The sequence below is a fragment of the Burkholderia sp. WP9 genome (genome assembly GCF_900104795.1).
Lineage (GTDB): Bacteria > Pseudomonadota > Gammaproteobacteria > Burkholderiales > Burkholderiaceae > Paraburkholderia.
Window position 1 is genome coordinate 4588926 of record NZ_FNTG01000001.1, and the last position, 15283, is coordinate 4604208.

General features: G+C 63.9%; 13 protein-coding genes and 1 tRNA gene. 11 read left to right on the forward strand and 3 right to left on the reverse strand.

Annotated elements, in window-relative coordinates:
* The first annotated feature begins 103 nt into the window (after positions 1-103).
* From BLW71_RS20485 to BLW71_RS20520, 8 genes are all read left to right on the forward strand, one after another.
* Positions 104-1096 (forward strand): MurR/RpiR family transcriptional regulator, encoded by a 993-nt coding sequence (locus BLW71_RS20485; RefSeq protein WP_091799754.1) that lies wholly within the window; start codon positions 104-106, stop codon positions 1094-1096.
* The gene (locus tag BLW71_RS20490; protein WP_091799757.1) at positions 1093-2085 is read left to right on the forward strand and encodes an isoaspartyl peptidase/L-asparaginase family protein; all 993 of its coding nucleotides are present in this window, start codon (positions 1093-1095) and stop codon (positions 2083-2085) included. Before BLW71_RS20485 ends, BLW71_RS20490 begins: the two co-directional genes overlap by 4 nt.
* A 72-nt stretch (positions 2086-2157) precedes the next feature.
* On the forward strand, positions 2158-4080 hold the full coding sequence (locus tag BLW71_RS20495; RefSeq protein WP_091801057.1) for a dipeptide ABC transporter ATP-binding protein: 1923 nt from the start codon (positions 2158-2160) through the stop codon (positions 4078-4080).
* Between the two features lie 122 nt (positions 4081-4202).
* On the forward strand, positions 4203-5765 hold the full coding sequence (gene gsiB, locus BLW71_RS20500; protein WP_091799760.1) for a glutathione ABC transporter substrate-binding protein GsiB: 1563 nt from the start codon (positions 4203-4205) through the stop codon (positions 5763-5765).
* Positions 5766-5878: 113 nt separating this feature from the next.
* Entirely contained in the window at positions 5879-6799 is a 921-nt protein-coding gene (gsiC, locus tag BLW71_RS20505) for a glutathione ABC transporter permease GsiC (RefSeq protein WP_091799763.1), read from the forward strand.
* 7 nt (positions 6800-6806) lie between these two features.
* Positions 6807-7712: a glutathione ABC transporter permease GsiD gene (gene gsiD / locus BLW71_RS20510; protein WP_091799766.1), complete on the forward strand. Its 906-nt coding sequence runs from the start codon at positions 6807-6809 to the stop codon at positions 7710-7712.
* Positions 7709-8800: a DmpA family aminopeptidase gene (locus BLW71_RS20515; RefSeq protein ID WP_091799769.1), complete on the forward strand. Its 1092-nt coding sequence runs from the start codon at positions 7709-7711 to the stop codon at positions 8798-8800. The genes gsiD and BLW71_RS20515 overlap by 4 nt, the downstream gene beginning before the upstream one ends.
* On the forward strand, positions 8800-9633 hold the full coding sequence (locus BLW71_RS20520; RefSeq protein WP_091799771.1) for a M55 family metallopeptidase: 834 nt from the start codon (positions 8800-8802) through the stop codon (positions 9631-9633). Before BLW71_RS20515 ends, BLW71_RS20520 begins: the two co-directional genes overlap by 1 nt.
* Before the next feature lie 90 nt (positions 9634-9723).
* On the opposite strand, the gene BLW71_RS20525 is transcribed toward BLW71_RS20520, so the two are convergent.
* Positions 9724-10671, reverse strand: a complete 948-nt coding sequence (locus BLW71_RS20525) for an alpha/beta fold hydrolase (RefSeq protein ID WP_091799774.1) — start codon at positions 10669-10671, stop codon at positions 9724-9726.
* A gap of 213 nt (positions 10672-10884) precedes the next feature.
* On the opposite strand from BLW71_RS20525, the gene BLW71_RS20530 reads away from it, so the two are divergent.
* Positions 10885-12270, forward strand: coding sequence for an amino acid permease (locus tag BLW71_RS20530; RefSeq protein WP_091801060.1), 1386 nt, complete (start codon positions 10885-10887; stop codon positions 12268-12270).
* A gap of 182 nt (positions 12271-12452) precedes the next feature.
* On the opposite strand, the gene BLW71_RS20535 is transcribed toward BLW71_RS20530, so the two are convergent.
* Both BLW71_RS20535 and hemN read right to left on the reverse strand, forming a co-directional pair.
* A tRNA-Leu gene (locus tag BLW71_RS20535) sits at positions 12453-12537 on the reverse strand.
* 106 nt (positions 12538-12643) lie between these two features.
* Positions 12644-14029: an oxygen-independent coproporphyrinogen III oxidase gene (hemN, locus tag BLW71_RS20540; protein ID WP_091799778.1), complete on the reverse strand. Its 1386-nt coding sequence runs from the start codon at positions 14027-14029 to the stop codon at positions 12644-12646.
* Between the two features lie 222 nt (positions 14030-14251).
* Here hemN and BLW71_RS20545 point away from each other — a divergent pair, with 222 nt between their 5' ends.
* Together BLW71_RS20545 and BLW71_RS20550 are read left to right on the forward strand one after the other, a co-directional pair.
* Positions 14252-14593 (forward strand): YkgJ family cysteine cluster protein, encoded by a 342-nt coding sequence (locus BLW71_RS20545; RefSeq protein ID WP_502686822.1) that lies wholly within the window; start codon positions 14252-14254, stop codon positions 14591-14593.
* 95 nt (positions 14594-14688) lie between these two features.
* A complete protein-coding gene (locus BLW71_RS20550; RefSeq protein ID WP_091799781.1) occupies positions 14689-15282 on the forward strand; it encodes a DUF1439 domain-containing protein in 594 nt (197 codons plus the stop codon).
* Position 15283 lies beyond the last annotated feature (1 nt).

Below are 15283 nucleotides of genomic sequence, written 5' to 3' on the forward strand. Positions count from 1 at the left end.
AATGAAAATGAATTTTTTCTGATGGGATTTCTATGTAAATATACTTTCATTCATTTTCATTACGCCCGGCGCGAAGTCCTGCCGGGGACACCGCACCGCTCGCATGATTCATCAACCGTCCGTGGCCACCAACTCCGCCGAGCAGGCCATCGCCGCGCGTATCGCCGCCGCCATGCCGACCTTGACGCCGATTCATCGGCGCATGGGCGAATACGTGCTGGCCAATCTGTTTCGCGCGGCGACCATGCGGATCGACGAACTGGCCAGCGTGGTCGGCGCGTCGGTGGCGACGGCGAATCGCTTCGCCCGCGCGCTCGGTTTCGACGGCTATCCGCAGTTTCGCGAGGCGCTGGTTCGTGGCTTCGAGGCGACGCTCGCACCCGTCGAGCGTTTGCGCAGTGCGCAGGAGTCGCTCGCAGCCGGTGACGACGTGGTCGACGCGTCGCTCGAACAGGCCGCCAATAACCTGCACGCCACCCGCACGGCAATCGACAGCGTCGCGGCCGAAGCCGCCGTCGAAGCGATCATCGCCGCGCGCCGCGTATTCGTGCTCGGCTACGGCGCGAGCGCGTTCCTCGCGGGCCTGATGGAACACGGGTTGATGCCGTATCACGACAACGTGCAGTCGCTCGCGCTGATGGGCGGACCTTCGCATGCCGCGCGGCGTCTGTTTGCCTGCAACGAGGGCGATCTGGTGATCGGCATCGCGTTTCCGCGCTATGTCGAAGACACGATCGAGCTCGCGCATCGCGCGGCAGGCCGTGGCGCTCGCGTGCTCGCGCTGACCGACAGTCCGCGCTCGCCGCTCGCGCAATTCGCCGACCTCTCGCTCTACATCCGCGCGGATCGGCGGCTCGCGGCGAACGCCGATTCGGCCGTGCTCGCCGTCATCGAAGCACTGTGCGACGCGGTGGCGTATCGGGCCAAACGCTCGGTGAAAGCCGCCGCCGAAGTCAGCGAATTCCTGCTGCCGTGGCTTGTCGACCCGCAAGCCGAATCCGCCGGCACGAACGCACGGCCCGCGCGCAACGCGACGCGAACCACTCGAACCACTCGAACCGCCCGTACTACTCGCACAAGCAAAACCAAACGATGAACTCCAACGCAGTCATTGCCATTCATGGCGGGGCAGGGACGATCCTGCGCGCGTCGATGTCGGCTAACGCCGAAGCCGAATACCACGCCGCTTTGCATGCGGTGCTGAGCGCCGGCCAGCGCGTGCTCGCCGACGGCGGCAGCGCGCTCGACGCCGTCAGCGAAGCCGTGCGCCTGCTCGAAGACTGTCCGCTCTTCAACGCGGGCCGCGGCGCCGTTTATACGGCGGCGGGCACGCACGAACTCGACGCCGCGATCATGGACGGCCGTACCCTCGAAGCCGGCGCGATCTGCTGCGTGAAGCGCGTGCGCAATCCGATTCTGGCGGCGCGGCGCGTGCTCGAAGGCAGCGAGCATGTGCTGTTTACAGGCGAAGGCGCGGAAGCGTTTGCCGCCGCGCAAGGGCTCGAATTCGTCGAGCCCGAGTATTTCCATACCGAAGCGCGCCATCGTCAATGGCTGCTCGCGCGCGATCAGCAGCGCGCCATGCTGGATCACGACGGCGCGACGCTGGCCGCCGCACCGTCGGCGAATGACGACGACCCGACACCGCATGAACCGATCGACCCGAACCGCAAGTTCGGCACCGTCGGCGCGGTCGCGCTCGATCAGCACGGCCACGTGGCGGCGGCGACATCGACGGGCGGCGTGACCAACAAGCAGGTCGGCCGGGTCGGCGATACGCCGCTGATCGGCGCGGGCTGCTATGCGGACGACGCGACCTGCGCCGTCTCGACCACCGGCTCGGGCGAAATGTTCATGCGCATGGTCGCGGCGTACGACGTCGCCGCGCAAATGGCCTACCGCAATGTGTCGCTGCAGGAAGCGGCCGACGACGTGGTGATGAACCGCCTGCCGAGAATCGACGGCCGCGGCGGACTGATCGCCGTGGATGCGCGCGGCAACGTCACGCTGCCGTTCAATACCGAAGGCATGTATCGCGGTTTTGCGCGGCTCGGTGAAACGCCGGTGACGGCGATTTACCGCTAGTCGTGCGTCCGCTTGGCGCCTGACCCTTCGCCTGACATTTCGTCAGCCGCGTTCGAATTCAAAGGAACCACCGTGCCGACTCCATCGCACACCGCCCGTCCGCTTATCGACACCTTGCCGCCGCAGCGCGTGCTCGCGGTCGACGATCTGTCAGTCGCCTTTCGCAGCGGCGAGACCACGTTCAACGCGGTGCGCAATCTGTCGCTGACGGTCGAGCGCGGCGAGACGCTCGCGATCGTCGGCGAATCGGGGTCGGGCAAATCGGTTACTTCACTCGCGTTGATGCGGCTGATCGAGCACGGCGGTGGGCGCCTTGCCGGCGGCAGCATCGCTTTCCGGCGCCGCGACGGCAGCGTGCTCGACCTCGCGAAAGCGTCGTCGGGCACGATGCGCTCGATTCGCGGCGCCGACATCGCGATGATCTTTCAGGAGCCGATGACCTCGCTCAATCCGGTCTTCACGGTGGGCGATCAGATCAGCGAGGCGATCGCCTTGCATCAGGGCAAGAGCCGTTCCGCCGCGCACGCCGAAACGCTGCGCCTGCTCGAACTCGTGCGTATTCCTGAAGCGCGGCGCGTGGCCGCGCGTTTCCCGCATCAACTGTCGGGCGGCATGCGCCAGCGCGTGATGATCGCGATGGCGCTGTCGTGCAAGCCCGCGTTGCTGATCGCCGACGAGCCGACCACCGCACTCGATGTGACGATTCAGGCGCAGATTCTGCAACTGATTCGCGGCTTGCAGGACGAGATGAACATGGGCGTGATCTTCATCACGCACGACATGGGCGTGGTCGCCGAAGTGGCGGACCGCGTGCTGGTGATGTATCGCGGCGAGAAGGTGGAAGAGGGCGCGTCCGACGCGCTGTTCGCCGCCCCGTCGCATCCTTATACGAAGGCGTTGCTCGCTGCCGTGCCGCGACTTGGCGCAATGCAAGGCACGGATCAGCCGGCCAAATTTCCGATCCTGACTGTCGAGCAGGCCAGTTTGAGCGGCGCCGATCAAGCCGTGCGTCCCGCTGCCGCCGTCGCCGAAGAAACCCAACCGTTGGTGCGGGAAACCACGCCGCCGATTCTGCGCGTGCGCGATCTGGTTACGCGCTTTCCAGTCAAGAGCGGGCTGTTCGGCCGCGTAACCGGCCGCGTCCACGCGGTGGAAAAAGTCAGCTTCGATTTGCGGCCCGGCGAAACGCTGGCACTGGTCGGCGAATCGGGTTGCGGCAAATCCACCACGGGCCGCTCGCTGCTGCGCCTCGTGGAAAGCCAAAGCGGGTCGATCGAATTCAACGGCAAGGAAATCAGTTCGCTGTCGGGCCCCGCGTTACAGGCGCTGCGTCGCGACATCCAGTTTATTTTTCAGGACCCGTTCGCCTCGCTGAATCCGCGTTTGACAGTGGGCTTTTCGATCATGGAGCCGCTGCTCGTGCACGGCGTCGCGCAGGGCGCCGAAGCGCAGGCGCGCGTGGCCTGGCTGCTCGAAAAAGTCGGCCTGCCGCCCGAAGCCGCGCGGCGTTATCCGCACGAATTTTCCGGCGGTCAACGGCAACGCATTGCGATTGCACGCGCGCTGGCATTGAACCCGAAAGTCGTGATCGCCGATGAATCCGTCTCCGCACTCGACGTTTCGGTGCAGGCGCAGATCGTCAACCTGATGCTCGATCTGCAGCGTGAACTGGGCGTCGCGTATCTGTTCATTTCGCATGACATGGCCGTGGTCGAGCGCGTGAGTCATCGCGTCGCGGTCATGTATCTCGGCCAGATCGTCGAGATCGGTCCGCGCCGCGCGGTGTTCGAAGCGCCGCAGCATCCCTACACGCGCAAGCTGATGGGCGCGGTGCCGGTCGCCGATCCGGCGCGCCGTCACGCCAAACGCATGCTCGCCGCCGACGAGATTCCGAGCCCGATCCGCGCGCTGAGCGATGAACCGGTCGTGGCGCCGCTCGTCGCGGTCGGGCCGGATCATTTCGTCGCCCAGCATCGCGTGGGTGGTGCGTATTAAAGAGCGGTACTAAAGAGACTTACCAAAGAGCCTTACCAAAGAGCGGTACAAAAAACCCAAGCCACACACTTCTTCTCGCAGCATCACAACCTGTTTTCATTTCGCAGCCTGGAGCCAACCTCATGAACCTGCTGGTCCCGTCTTCTCCGTTTCGTTTGCGCGCGCTGATCAGCGGCGGCGCGGTGGTGTTCGCGATGCTCGCGGGCAATGCGGCGCACGCCGACACCACGGCCGTGATGGCCGTCGCCTCGACCTTCACGACGCTCGATCCGTACGATGCCAACGACACGCTCTCGCAAGCTGTCGCGAAGTCGTTCTATCAGGGACTCTTCGGCTTCGACAAGGACATGAAGCTGGTCAACGTGCTGGCCGATAGCTACGAAGCGAGCCCGGATGCGAAGGTCTACACGTTCAAACTGCGCCACGGCGTGAAGTTCCAGGACGGCACCGACTTCAACGCCGCCGCCGTGAAAGCGAACTTCGACCGCGTGACCGATCCGGCGAACAAGCTCAAGCGCTACAACATGTTCAACCGCATCGAGAAGACCGAAGTGGTCGATCCGTACACGGTGAAGATCACGCTGAAGGCGCCGTTCTCGGCGTTCGTGAACGTGCTCGCGCATCCGTCGGCGGTGATGATTTCGCCGGACGCGCTGAAGAAGTACGGCAAGGACATCGCGTTCCATCCGGTCGGCACGGGTCCGTTCGAACTGGTGAAGTGGGACCCGGCGGGCGACCTGACGGTGAAGAAGTTCGCCGGCTACTGGAAGAAGGGCTATCCGAAGGTCGACGCGATCGACTGGAAGCCGGTGGTCGACAACAACACGCGCGCAGCGCTGATGCGTACCGGCGAAGCGGATTTCGCATTCCAGGTGCCGTTCGAACAGGCCGCGCAATTGCAAACGAGCCCGAAGGTCGATCTGATCGCGTCGCCGTCGATCATTCAGCGCTATATCAGCCTGAATGTGAACCAGAAGCCGTTCGACAATCCGAAGGTGCGTGAAGCACTGAACTATGCGGTCAACAAGGACGCGCTCACCAAGGTCGTGTTCGCCGGTTACGCGACGCCGGCCGACGGCGTGGTGCCGCAAGGCGTCGACTATGCGGTGAAGCAGGGCCCGTGGCCGTACGATCCGGCCAAGGCGCGTGAGCTGTTGAAGGAAGCGGGCTATCCGAACGGTTTCGAAACCACGCTGTGGTCCGCGTATAACTACTCGACCGCGCAGAAGGTGATCCAGTTCGTGCAGCAGCAACTCGCGCAGGTCGGCATCAAGGCGCAGGTCGAAGCGCTCGAAGCAGGTCAGCGCGTCGCCAAGGTGGAAAGCGCGCAGGACGCGGCGACCGCGCCGGTGCGCATGTACTACGCGGGCTGGTCGTCGTCGACGGGTGAAGCCGACTGGGCCATCACGCCGCTGCTCGCGTCCGTCTCGTTCCCGCCGAAGATGGTCAACACCGCTTACTACAAGAACGACACCGTCGACAGCGATCTGAAGCAGGCGCTCGAAACCACCGACCGCGCGAAGAAAGCCGAGCTCTACACCGACGCGCAAAAACGCATCTGGACCGACGCGCCGTGGATCTTCCTCGTCAAGGAGAAGGTGGTGTATGCGCGCAGCAAGCGTCTGTCGGGTGCTTACGTGGCGCCGGACGGTTCGTTCAACTTCGACGAAATCGCGATCAAGTGATGAGCTGACCGTGCGCGCGGGCGTGCCGTGTTTCACTGGCACGCCGCCACGCACGGTCGCTCGACCGCCGCACAGAATCTTTCGTTGCCCGCATCATTGCCGGATTGGGTTTCATGCTGAACTTTCTCGTCAAACGTCTCTTTGGCCTGCTGCCGACGCTCTTCATCGTCGCCGTGCTGGTGTTCCTGTTCGTGCATCTGTTGCCGGGCGATCCGGCGCGGCTCGCCGCCGGTCCCGATGCGGACGAGGCGACGGTCGCGCTGGTGCGTGCCGACCTCGGCCTGAACAAGCCGATGCCGCAGCAGTTTGCCAACTTCTTCGTGAAGATCGCGCACGGCGATTTCGGCATCTCGACGCGCAGCAAGCGCCCGGTCAGCCAGGAAATCGGCGAGCGCTTCATGCCGACGCTGCTGCTCACGCTTGCCAGCATGGTGTGGGCGGTCGTGCTGGGCATGGGCATCGGCATCGTCTCCGCGGTGTGGCGTAACCGTTGGCCGGACCGGCTCGGCATGACGCTCGCGGTGTCGGGTATTTCGTTTCCCGCCTTCGCGCTAGGCATGCTGCTGATGGAAATTTTTTCGGTGAAGCTCGGCTGGCTGCCGATTGTCGGCGACGGTTCGTGGCAGAGCTACGTGCTGCCGTCGCTCACGCTCGGCGCGGCGGTTGCGGCGGTGATGGCGCGCTTCACCCGCGCGTCGTTCGTCGAAGTGATGAATGAAGATTTCGTGCGCACCGCGCGCGCCAAGGGCGTGCCTGAACGCCTCGTGATCGTCAAACATTGCCTGCGTAACGCGATGATCCCCGTCATTACGATGATGGGCCTGCAATTCGGCTTTCTGCTGGGCGGCTCGATCGTGGTCGAAGTGGTGTTCAACTGGCCGGGCCTCGGACGCCTGCTGGTGGATGCCGTGTCGATGCGTGACTATCCGGTGATTCAGGCCGAAGTGCTGTTGTTCTCGCTGGAATTCATCATTATCAATCTGGTCGTGGACGTGCTGTACGCCGTGATCAACCCGACTATCCGTTTCAAGTGAGGCCCGCATGAGCACGACCGCCACCGAGCCGAATGCGGCCAGCACCGTCAAAGCCGAACGCGCGATCCGCACGCCGTGGAGCGAGTTCTGGCGCAAATTCCGTAAGCAGCATGTAGCGCTTGCCGCCGGCATCTTCGTGCTGCTGTTGATCGCGGTCGCAATCATTGCGCCGCATATCGTGCCGTACGATCCGGAGAATTTCTTCGATTACGACGCGTTGAACGCGGGGCCGTCCGCGGCGCACTGGTTCGGCGTGGACTCGTTGGGCCGCGATATTTTCAGCCGCATTCTGGCGGGTTCGCGCATTTCGCTCGAAGCGGGTTTTCTGTCCGTTGCGATCGGTGCGGTGATCGGCACGTTCTTCGGCCTGCTGGCCGGCTACTATGAAGGCTGGTGGGATCGCATCACGATGCGCGTCGCCGACGTGCTGTTCGCGTTTCCCGGCATTCTGCTCGCCATCGGCGTGGTGGCGATTCTCGGCAACGGCATGATCAACGTGATCTGCGCGGTCGCGATCTTCAGCATTCCGGCGTTCGCGCGGCTCGTGCGCGGCAATACGCTGATGCTCAAGCAACTCACGTATATCGAAGCGGCGCGCAGCATCGGCGCGTCGGATTGGACGATCATCGTGCGGCACATTTTGCCGGGGACGATTTCTTCGGTGGTGGTGTACTTCACGATGCGTATCGGCACCTCGATCATCACGGCGGCCAGCCTGTCGTTTCTCGGCCTCGGCGCACAACCGCCGACACCCGAGTGGGGCGCGATGCTCAATGAAGCGCGCGCCGACATGGTGACGGCGCCGCATATCGCGCTGTTTCCGAGTCTGGCGATTTTCCTGACCGTGCTGGCGTTCAACCTGCTCGGCGACGGTCTGCGCGACGCGCTCGATCCGAAGCTCGACCGGCCATGAATTCGCCCGAGTTTGAAAACGCGCCGCATATCGGCACGTTGCCAGCAGGTCCGCTCGGCACCATTGCCGATGTGCCGGGCGTGACAGTCGGACACTGCACGCTCGATGAAGGCGCCGTGCAAACCGGCGTGACCGTGATCCGCCCGCATCGTGGCGATCCGTTTCTCGACAAGGTGCCCGCGGCGTCGTCGATGATCAACGGGTTCGGGAAAAGCATCGGGCTCGTGCAAGTGGAGGAACTCGGCACGCTGGAAACGCCGATTGCGTTGACCAATACATTCGGCGTCGCGGCCGTCGCGCAGGCGCAGATTCGCGCGGCCGTGCGCGCGAATCCGCGGATCGGACGCGAGTGGTCGACAGTCAATCCGGTGGTGTTCGAATGCAATGACGGCTACCTGAACGACATTCAGGCGCTGGCCGTCACTGCACAGCATTTCGACGACGCTTATGCGGCCGCCAGCGCGAATGTCGCGAGCGGCTCGGTCGGCGCGGGCCGGGGCATGTCGTGCTTCGACCTGAAAGGCGGTATCGGCAACGCGTCGCGCGTGGCGAGCGCGGCAGGCCGCAGCTATACCGTCGGCGCACTCGTGCTGGCGAACTTCGGCCGCCTGCCGATGCTGACCATCGACGGCACGCCGCTCGGCCGCGTGCTCGCGGAACGCGCGGCCAAAGCCGAAGCCACGGCATTGTCAGCCACGCCGGCGACGAAACCCGAGCAAGGCTCGATCATCATGATCGTCGCCACCGACGCGCCGCTCGACGCACGCCAGCTCAAGCGCCTCTCGTTGCGCGCGGCAGCGGGTCTCGCGCGCACCGGCTCGGTGTACGGCCACGGCAGCGGCGATATCGCGCTGGCGTTTTCAACGGCGCATACCGTGCCTCACGGGGCCGACTTCATGACGCCGCCACGGTTGCTTGCGGACGAGCGTCTGGATCCGCTCTTTCGCGCTTGCGCGGACAGCGTCGAGCAGGCGATTCTCGACGCCTTGTGGCGTGCCGCGTCCGTGACCGGGCGCGATGGCCATCGGCGGCTGTCGCTGCGTGACAGCGTTCCCGATCTTGCTCAACTACTCAAGCGCACTCCCTGATGAAAGTCCTCATTTCCGCCGACATTGAAGGCATTGCCGGCGTGTTTCATCCTGAGCAAACGCGCGCGGGCAACGGCGAATACGAAGCCGCGCGCCGCTGGATGACGCTCGAAGCCAACGCCGCAATCGAAGGCGCGTTCGCCGGCGGCGCGACACAGGTGTGGGTCAACGACTCTCACGGGGGCTTTCGCAATCTGCTTCCGGACCTGCTCGATGCACGCGCTCAGGTGGTGCTCGGCAAGCCGCGCACGCTCGGCATGATGGCCGGGCTCGAATACGGCGCGGCGCTGGTCTTCATGATCGGCTATCACGCCATGTCGCAAACGCACGGCATCCTCGCGCACACGATCAACAGTTTTGCGTTCGCGCGCGTTTCGCTGAACGGCGTCGAGGTGGGCGAGGCGGCCCTATATGGCGCGCTGGCGGAAGAATATGGCGCACGCGTCGCGCTGTTATCCGGTGACGATGTGTTCGCGCAAGAAACCGCGCTGCGTTTTCCGGGCGCGCGTTTTGTCGTCACCAAGCACGCGACGGGGCAGGCAAGCGGCGTCACGCAATCGCCGGCAAGCGCTCGCACGGCCATAGAAAGTGCCGCGCGTGAGGTGGTTCAGCAGCATCTGGCCGACGGGCATGCGCGGGAATCCACACGCGCCGAAGTCAAGCCGATGGAATGCGAGTTGCGCGTGCAAACCAGCGGGCTCGCGGATCTGTTCTGCCAATGGCCGACGCTCACGCGCGTCGACGCGGTCACATTGCGCTTTAGCGCGGCGTCGGCGGAACACGTGGTGCGCATGCTGAATTGCCTGTCGGCGATGTCGTTCATGTTGCGCTGAGCGCGGGAATATACGGAATCCGAACCGAATCCCCGGAGCGCATCGAGCCGGCGTCTGGGCGACAACACTCGCGCATACGCCTGAACAGACCTATTGCTGCCGGCTCAGTTCACGCGCCGCGCGATCGATCACGTCGGCAATCGCGCCTGCGTGCGACACCGGAGCCAGGTGGCTCGACGCCATCGGCACGACTTTCGCGCCCATCCGCTCAGCCATGAATCTCTCGACCTCCGGCGAGACCGCCCGGTCGCGCGTCGTGATCACATACCACGACGGCTTTTCCTTCCATGCGACCTGACTGACCGTTTCACTGAAGGCCGTCGCCGCGATCGGCACCTGCGCGGTGGCGAGCACGCGTGTCAGGTTCTCGGGAACGTCCGCCGCGAAGTCGGCGTGGTATTTGGTGCGGTCGAGCCAGAGAAAGCCGCTCGGATCCTTGATGATGCTCGCGCCCGCGGGCATCGGCGCGGCGCGCTTCATCAGATCGACGGTCGACTCGTGCAGGTCCGGCGCGATTGCCGCGATATAGACGAGGCCGGCGACGTTCGGCGCGTTCGCGCCCGCTTCGGTGATCACGACGCCGCCCCACGAGTGCCCGACCAGCATGGTCGGACCTTCCTGACGCGCGAGGACGCGGCGGGTCGCGGCGACATCGTCGGCGAGGGAGGTGAGCGGGTTCTGCACCGAACTCACGTGATAGCCCTTCTGCTGCAGCTTGGCGACCACGCCATTCCAGCTCGATCCGTCGACGAACGCGCCGTGCACCAGTACGACGTTGCGCACCGGGCCGGTCATGGGCGCGGCGGAAGGCGGTGCGGCGGCGGCCTTGGCGGGCGGGGCGGCAGGCGCCATGGTTGCAGGCGCCGGCGCTTCGGGTGCGGCCGTCTCCATGCCCGGCTGGCTCGGCGGCTCGGCAGCGGGTTCCACCGTGGGCGCGGCAGTGGGTGCCGCGACCGGTGCGTTGGTTTGGGCGAGAGCAACAGCCCACGGAAAGCAGAGACACACAGCAGCGGCGCAAAGCAGGCGTTTGGGCGACATGTTGAATCTCCGGAGGCTGAAAGCTCGACTAGGGCAACATACAGAAGCCCTGCGCCAGTGACAATCACTATCCTCGACGTTGCGTGCGGCGCAGAACCAAGCGCGGGTTGCTCCCAGTATTTAGGTAATATCGGCCACGTTAAAATTTCAGGTTCTGCCGGGCCGGACCATAAGTCCGATCGGGTGATCGATATCCATACACTGGGGCGCAATTTGAATAGTGCACAGCAGCAAGACGGCCTGAAGCGGGGGCTCAAGAATCGCCACATCCAGCTGATCGCGCTGGGCGGCGCGATCGGCACCGGCTTGTTTCTCGGCTCCGCCAGCGTGTTGCAGGCTGCCGGCCCGTCGATGATTCTCGGCTACGCGATCGGCGGCATCATCGCTTTCATGATCATGCGGCAGTTGGGCGAAATGGTGGCGCAGGAACCCGTGGCCGGTTCGTTCAGCCACTTTGCCTACAAGTATTGGGGCGATTTTCCGGGCTTTCTGTCCGGCTGGAATTACTGGGTGCTGTATGTGCTCGTGAGCATGGCCGAGCTGACCGCCGTCGGCACTTACGTTCACTACTGGTGGCCGGGCGTGCCGACCTGGGTGTCGGCGCTGGTCTGCTTCGCCGGCATCAACGCGATCAATCTCACCAACGTCAAAGCCTACGGGGAAACCGAGTTCTGGTTCGCGATCATCAAGGTCGTGGCGGTGATCGGCATGATCGTGTTCGGCGGCTATCTGCTGATCAGCGGACACGGCGGCCCGCAAGCGTCGATCGCCAACCTCTGGAGCCACGGTGGCTTTTTCCCGCATGGGTTTCATGGCCTCTTCATGATGCTCGCGGTCATCATGTTCTCATTCGGCGGGTTGGAGTTGATCGGCATTACGGCGGCGGAAGCCGACGAGCCGCAGAAGAGCATTCCGAAGGCCGTGAATCAGGTGATCTACCGGATTCTGATTTTCTACATCTGTTCGCTGACGGTGCTGCTGTCGTTGTACCCGTGGAACGAGGTGGCGGCCGGTGGCAGTCCGTTCGTGATGATCTTCTCGCAGATCGGTTCGACGCTGACCGCGAACGTCCTCAACGTGGTGGTGTTGACTGCGGCGCTGTCGGTGTACAACAGCGGCGTCTATGCGAATAGCCGCATGCTCTATGGTCTCGCGGAGCAGGGCAATGCGCCGCGCGCGCTGATGAAGGTCGACCGGCGCGGCGTGCCGTATATGGCGATCGGTTTGTCGGCGCTCGCCACGTTCACGTGCGTGATCGTCAACTATCTGATTCCCGCCGAAGCGCTCGGTTTGCTGATGGCGCTGGTGGTGGCGGCGCTGGTGCTCAACTGGGCGCTGATCAGCCTGACGCATCTCAAATCGCGTAAGGCGATGGTCGCGGCCGGCGAGACGCTCGTGTTCAAGTCGTTCTGGTTCCCGGTCAGCAACTGGATCTGCCTCGCGTTCATGGCGTTGATCCTCGTAATTCTCGCGATGACGCCGGGTCTTTCCGTCTCCGTGTGGCTGGTGCCGGCGTGGCTCATGGTGATGTGGGCCGGGTATGTGTTCAAGCGCCGGCGCGCCGCGGTACACGGCGGCGCGGGAATCGTGGGGCGATAAAGTGGGCGAATGGCGTGAGAGGCGTTGGTCGCGCTCACGCCACTGAAATTCTTCGAGGTCTTTGTCGAGGCGAGCCAAGGTTTTCATGCCGGCCAGAAACGACAAACCCCGCGGGCAGCATGTGCTGGCGGGGTTCGAGGCGATGCTGAAACTGCGGTCTTTCGCTGCGGTTTCGAATTCTTTGGTGCCCAGGGCCGGAATCGAACCGGCACGCCTTGCGGCGGGGGATTTTGAGTCCCCTGCGTCTACCAATTTCACCACCTGGGCAGGTCTTGCAGCGCACGCGTCAGAATCTGGCGCGCGGCGAAGAGGCAGATTATGGCCGAAAATTGGACGACGGGCAAGCCAGTTGCTTTCATCCGCGTCAAAGCGTTCACACCGTACGCGAAAACCGTTCGAGTGCCTGTTGGCCGAGGTAACGGTCGAACACCATCGCGATGTTGCGTACGAGCATGCGGCCGGCCATCCGCACTTCGAGCTTACGCGCGCCGAGCGACACCAGGCCGTCCTCTTCGAAGCCGCGCAAACGCTCCAGCTCCGGCTCGAACGCGTTGGCGAAGCGGATCCCATATGCCGCTTCGAATTCATCGAAGCGCAACTCCAGGTTGCACATCAGTTGGGTGATCACGTCGCGGCGCAGACGGTCGTCGGCGGTCAGGCGCACACCGCGCGCGATGGCGAGCTTGCCTGAATCGACCGCCGCCGCATAGCCAGGCAGGTCTTTGGCGTTTTGCGCGTAGACGTCGCCGACCTTGCCGATCGACGATGCGCCGAAGCCGATCAGATCGCAGTCGGCTCGCGTGCTGTAGCCCTGGAAGTTGCGATGCAAGGTTCGCTGCGCCTGGGCGCGCGCGAGTTCGTCGGTGGGCAGCGCGAAGTGATCCATACCGATGTACACATAGCCCGCGCCCGTCAGACGTTCGACCACGCGCTGCAGGATCGCGAGCCGGGCATCAGGCGAGGGCAGTGTGGCGGGGTCCATCTGCCGTTGCATCTTGAAGAGTTGCGGCATGTGGGCATAGGCGAATACCGAGAGGCGATCGGGCGCGAGTTCGATCATCGTGTCGAGCGTGCGGCTGAAGCTCTCGACCGTTTGATGCGGCAACCCATAAATCAGATCGACGCCGATCGAGTGAAAGCCGGTGTCGCGCGCGGCCTGCATGACCGACGCGGTCATCTCGAGCGGTTGAATACGGTTGATGGCCTGCTGCACGACCGGATCGAAATCCTGCACGCCGAGGCTCAGCCGGTTGAAGCCGAGCTTGCGCAAATGCGCGATCGTCTCGGGCGACGCTTCGCGCGGATCGACTTCGATCGAATACTCGGCTTCGGCGTCGGGCAGCAGTGTGAAATGCTCACGCGTGGCGGCCATCAGTTCGGCCGTCTCATCGTGCGACAGAAACGTCGGCGTGCCGCCGCCCCAATGTAGTTGCGATACCGGACGCCGCGTGTCGAAACAGGCCGCCTGCAAGGCTATCTCGCGCTTCAACTGATCGAGGTACGGACGGGCGTGGGCGCGGTTTTTTGTGGCGACCTTATTGCAGCCGCAGTAGAAACACACGGTGTCGCAGAACGGAATGTGGAAATACAGCGAGAGATCCGTCGACGATGCGCCCGGGTCCGCAGCGGCGCGCAAATAGTCGGCCGGATCGAAATCGTCGCGGAACTGCAGGGCGGTCGGATAGGACGTATACCGTGGGCCGTTCGCGCTGTATTTGGCGAGCAGGTCGGGGCGGAACAGCGTGTTGTCGGTGGACATGAGGGGCTCGAGGGCAGACGGCCATCGAGGAAGAGGCGAAACCGCTGTGATTCGCGAGACCGGATCGAACAGCGCGGACGCTTCTTGAACATGGCCTTTAGGATGCCCCCGAGTGTACGTGAGCGCGCACGCGCGCGATTGCGTAAAAAGGTCGCATGGAATGCAGTGGCACAATGCGGGTCTGATAATGCATTGCCCGTTGTCGGGTTCAGGAAGAACGCGGTGAATGAAGTGTGTGAAATCTCGAAAAACGCGGTGAAAGGCGAGTCCGCGTTCCATGTGGCCGATCATGCGTGCCGCCCCGATTGCGGCGCGTGCTGTATTGCGCCGTCGATTTCGAGTCCCATTCCGGGCATGCCGAACGGTAAGCCGGCCGGCGTGCGCTGCGTACAACTCGGCGACGACCTGCGCTGCGCGATCTTCGGCCGGCCGGAGCGGCCGGCGTGCTGTTCCGGTTTGCAACCGCAGACGGAAATGTGCGGCACGAGTCGCGGCGACGCACTCGCGTGGCTCACGCAACTCGAAGCTCAGACTCAACCGTACGTTCAACCGTCGGCCCGCTGATAAACGCGCGCGAGCGCACGCATGAGCGAAGCGCCGCACGCCGAAAACGAACCACGCAATCGCATGTCCGAAAGGGTTTCCACAGGAGATTTCGCATGACTCGACCCGCTGCGCCGGCCCGGCGCCGCTTCCTGCTTGCCGCGCTGACAGGCTCCAGCGCGCTCGGCATCACCGTTTCGCTTGCGGCCTGCGCAACGCCGACTTTTCCGTTCATCCCTTCGCACTACACGTTCTCGCAGCAGCAGGTGCAGGACGCGGTGCAGCGCAAATTCCCGTATCAACGCACCGTCTCGCAGGTGTTCGAAGTCGCGCTGGCCAACCCCGTGGTCGGTTTTCTGCCGGATGCAAACCGCGTCTCGGTGAAGCTCGACGCACGCTTCGCCAGTCCCTTCATGCCGCAGCCGGTGGATGGCGTGTTCATGCTGTCGAGCGAACTGGCCTACGACGCCGCCAGCAAATCGGTCGTGCTCAGGTCGCCGAACGTCGACAACGTCAGCGTGAGCGGGCAGGCGCAGGCCTATACGCAGCAGATCAATGCCGCGGCGGGGCTGCTCGCCACGCAGTTGCTGGCCAACTATCCGATCTACACCTTCAAGCCTGAACAGCTGCAATTTGCCGGTGTGAATTACGAACCCGGTACAATTACCATCCTTACAAACGGCATACGCGTACAAATCGTCGAAAAATGAC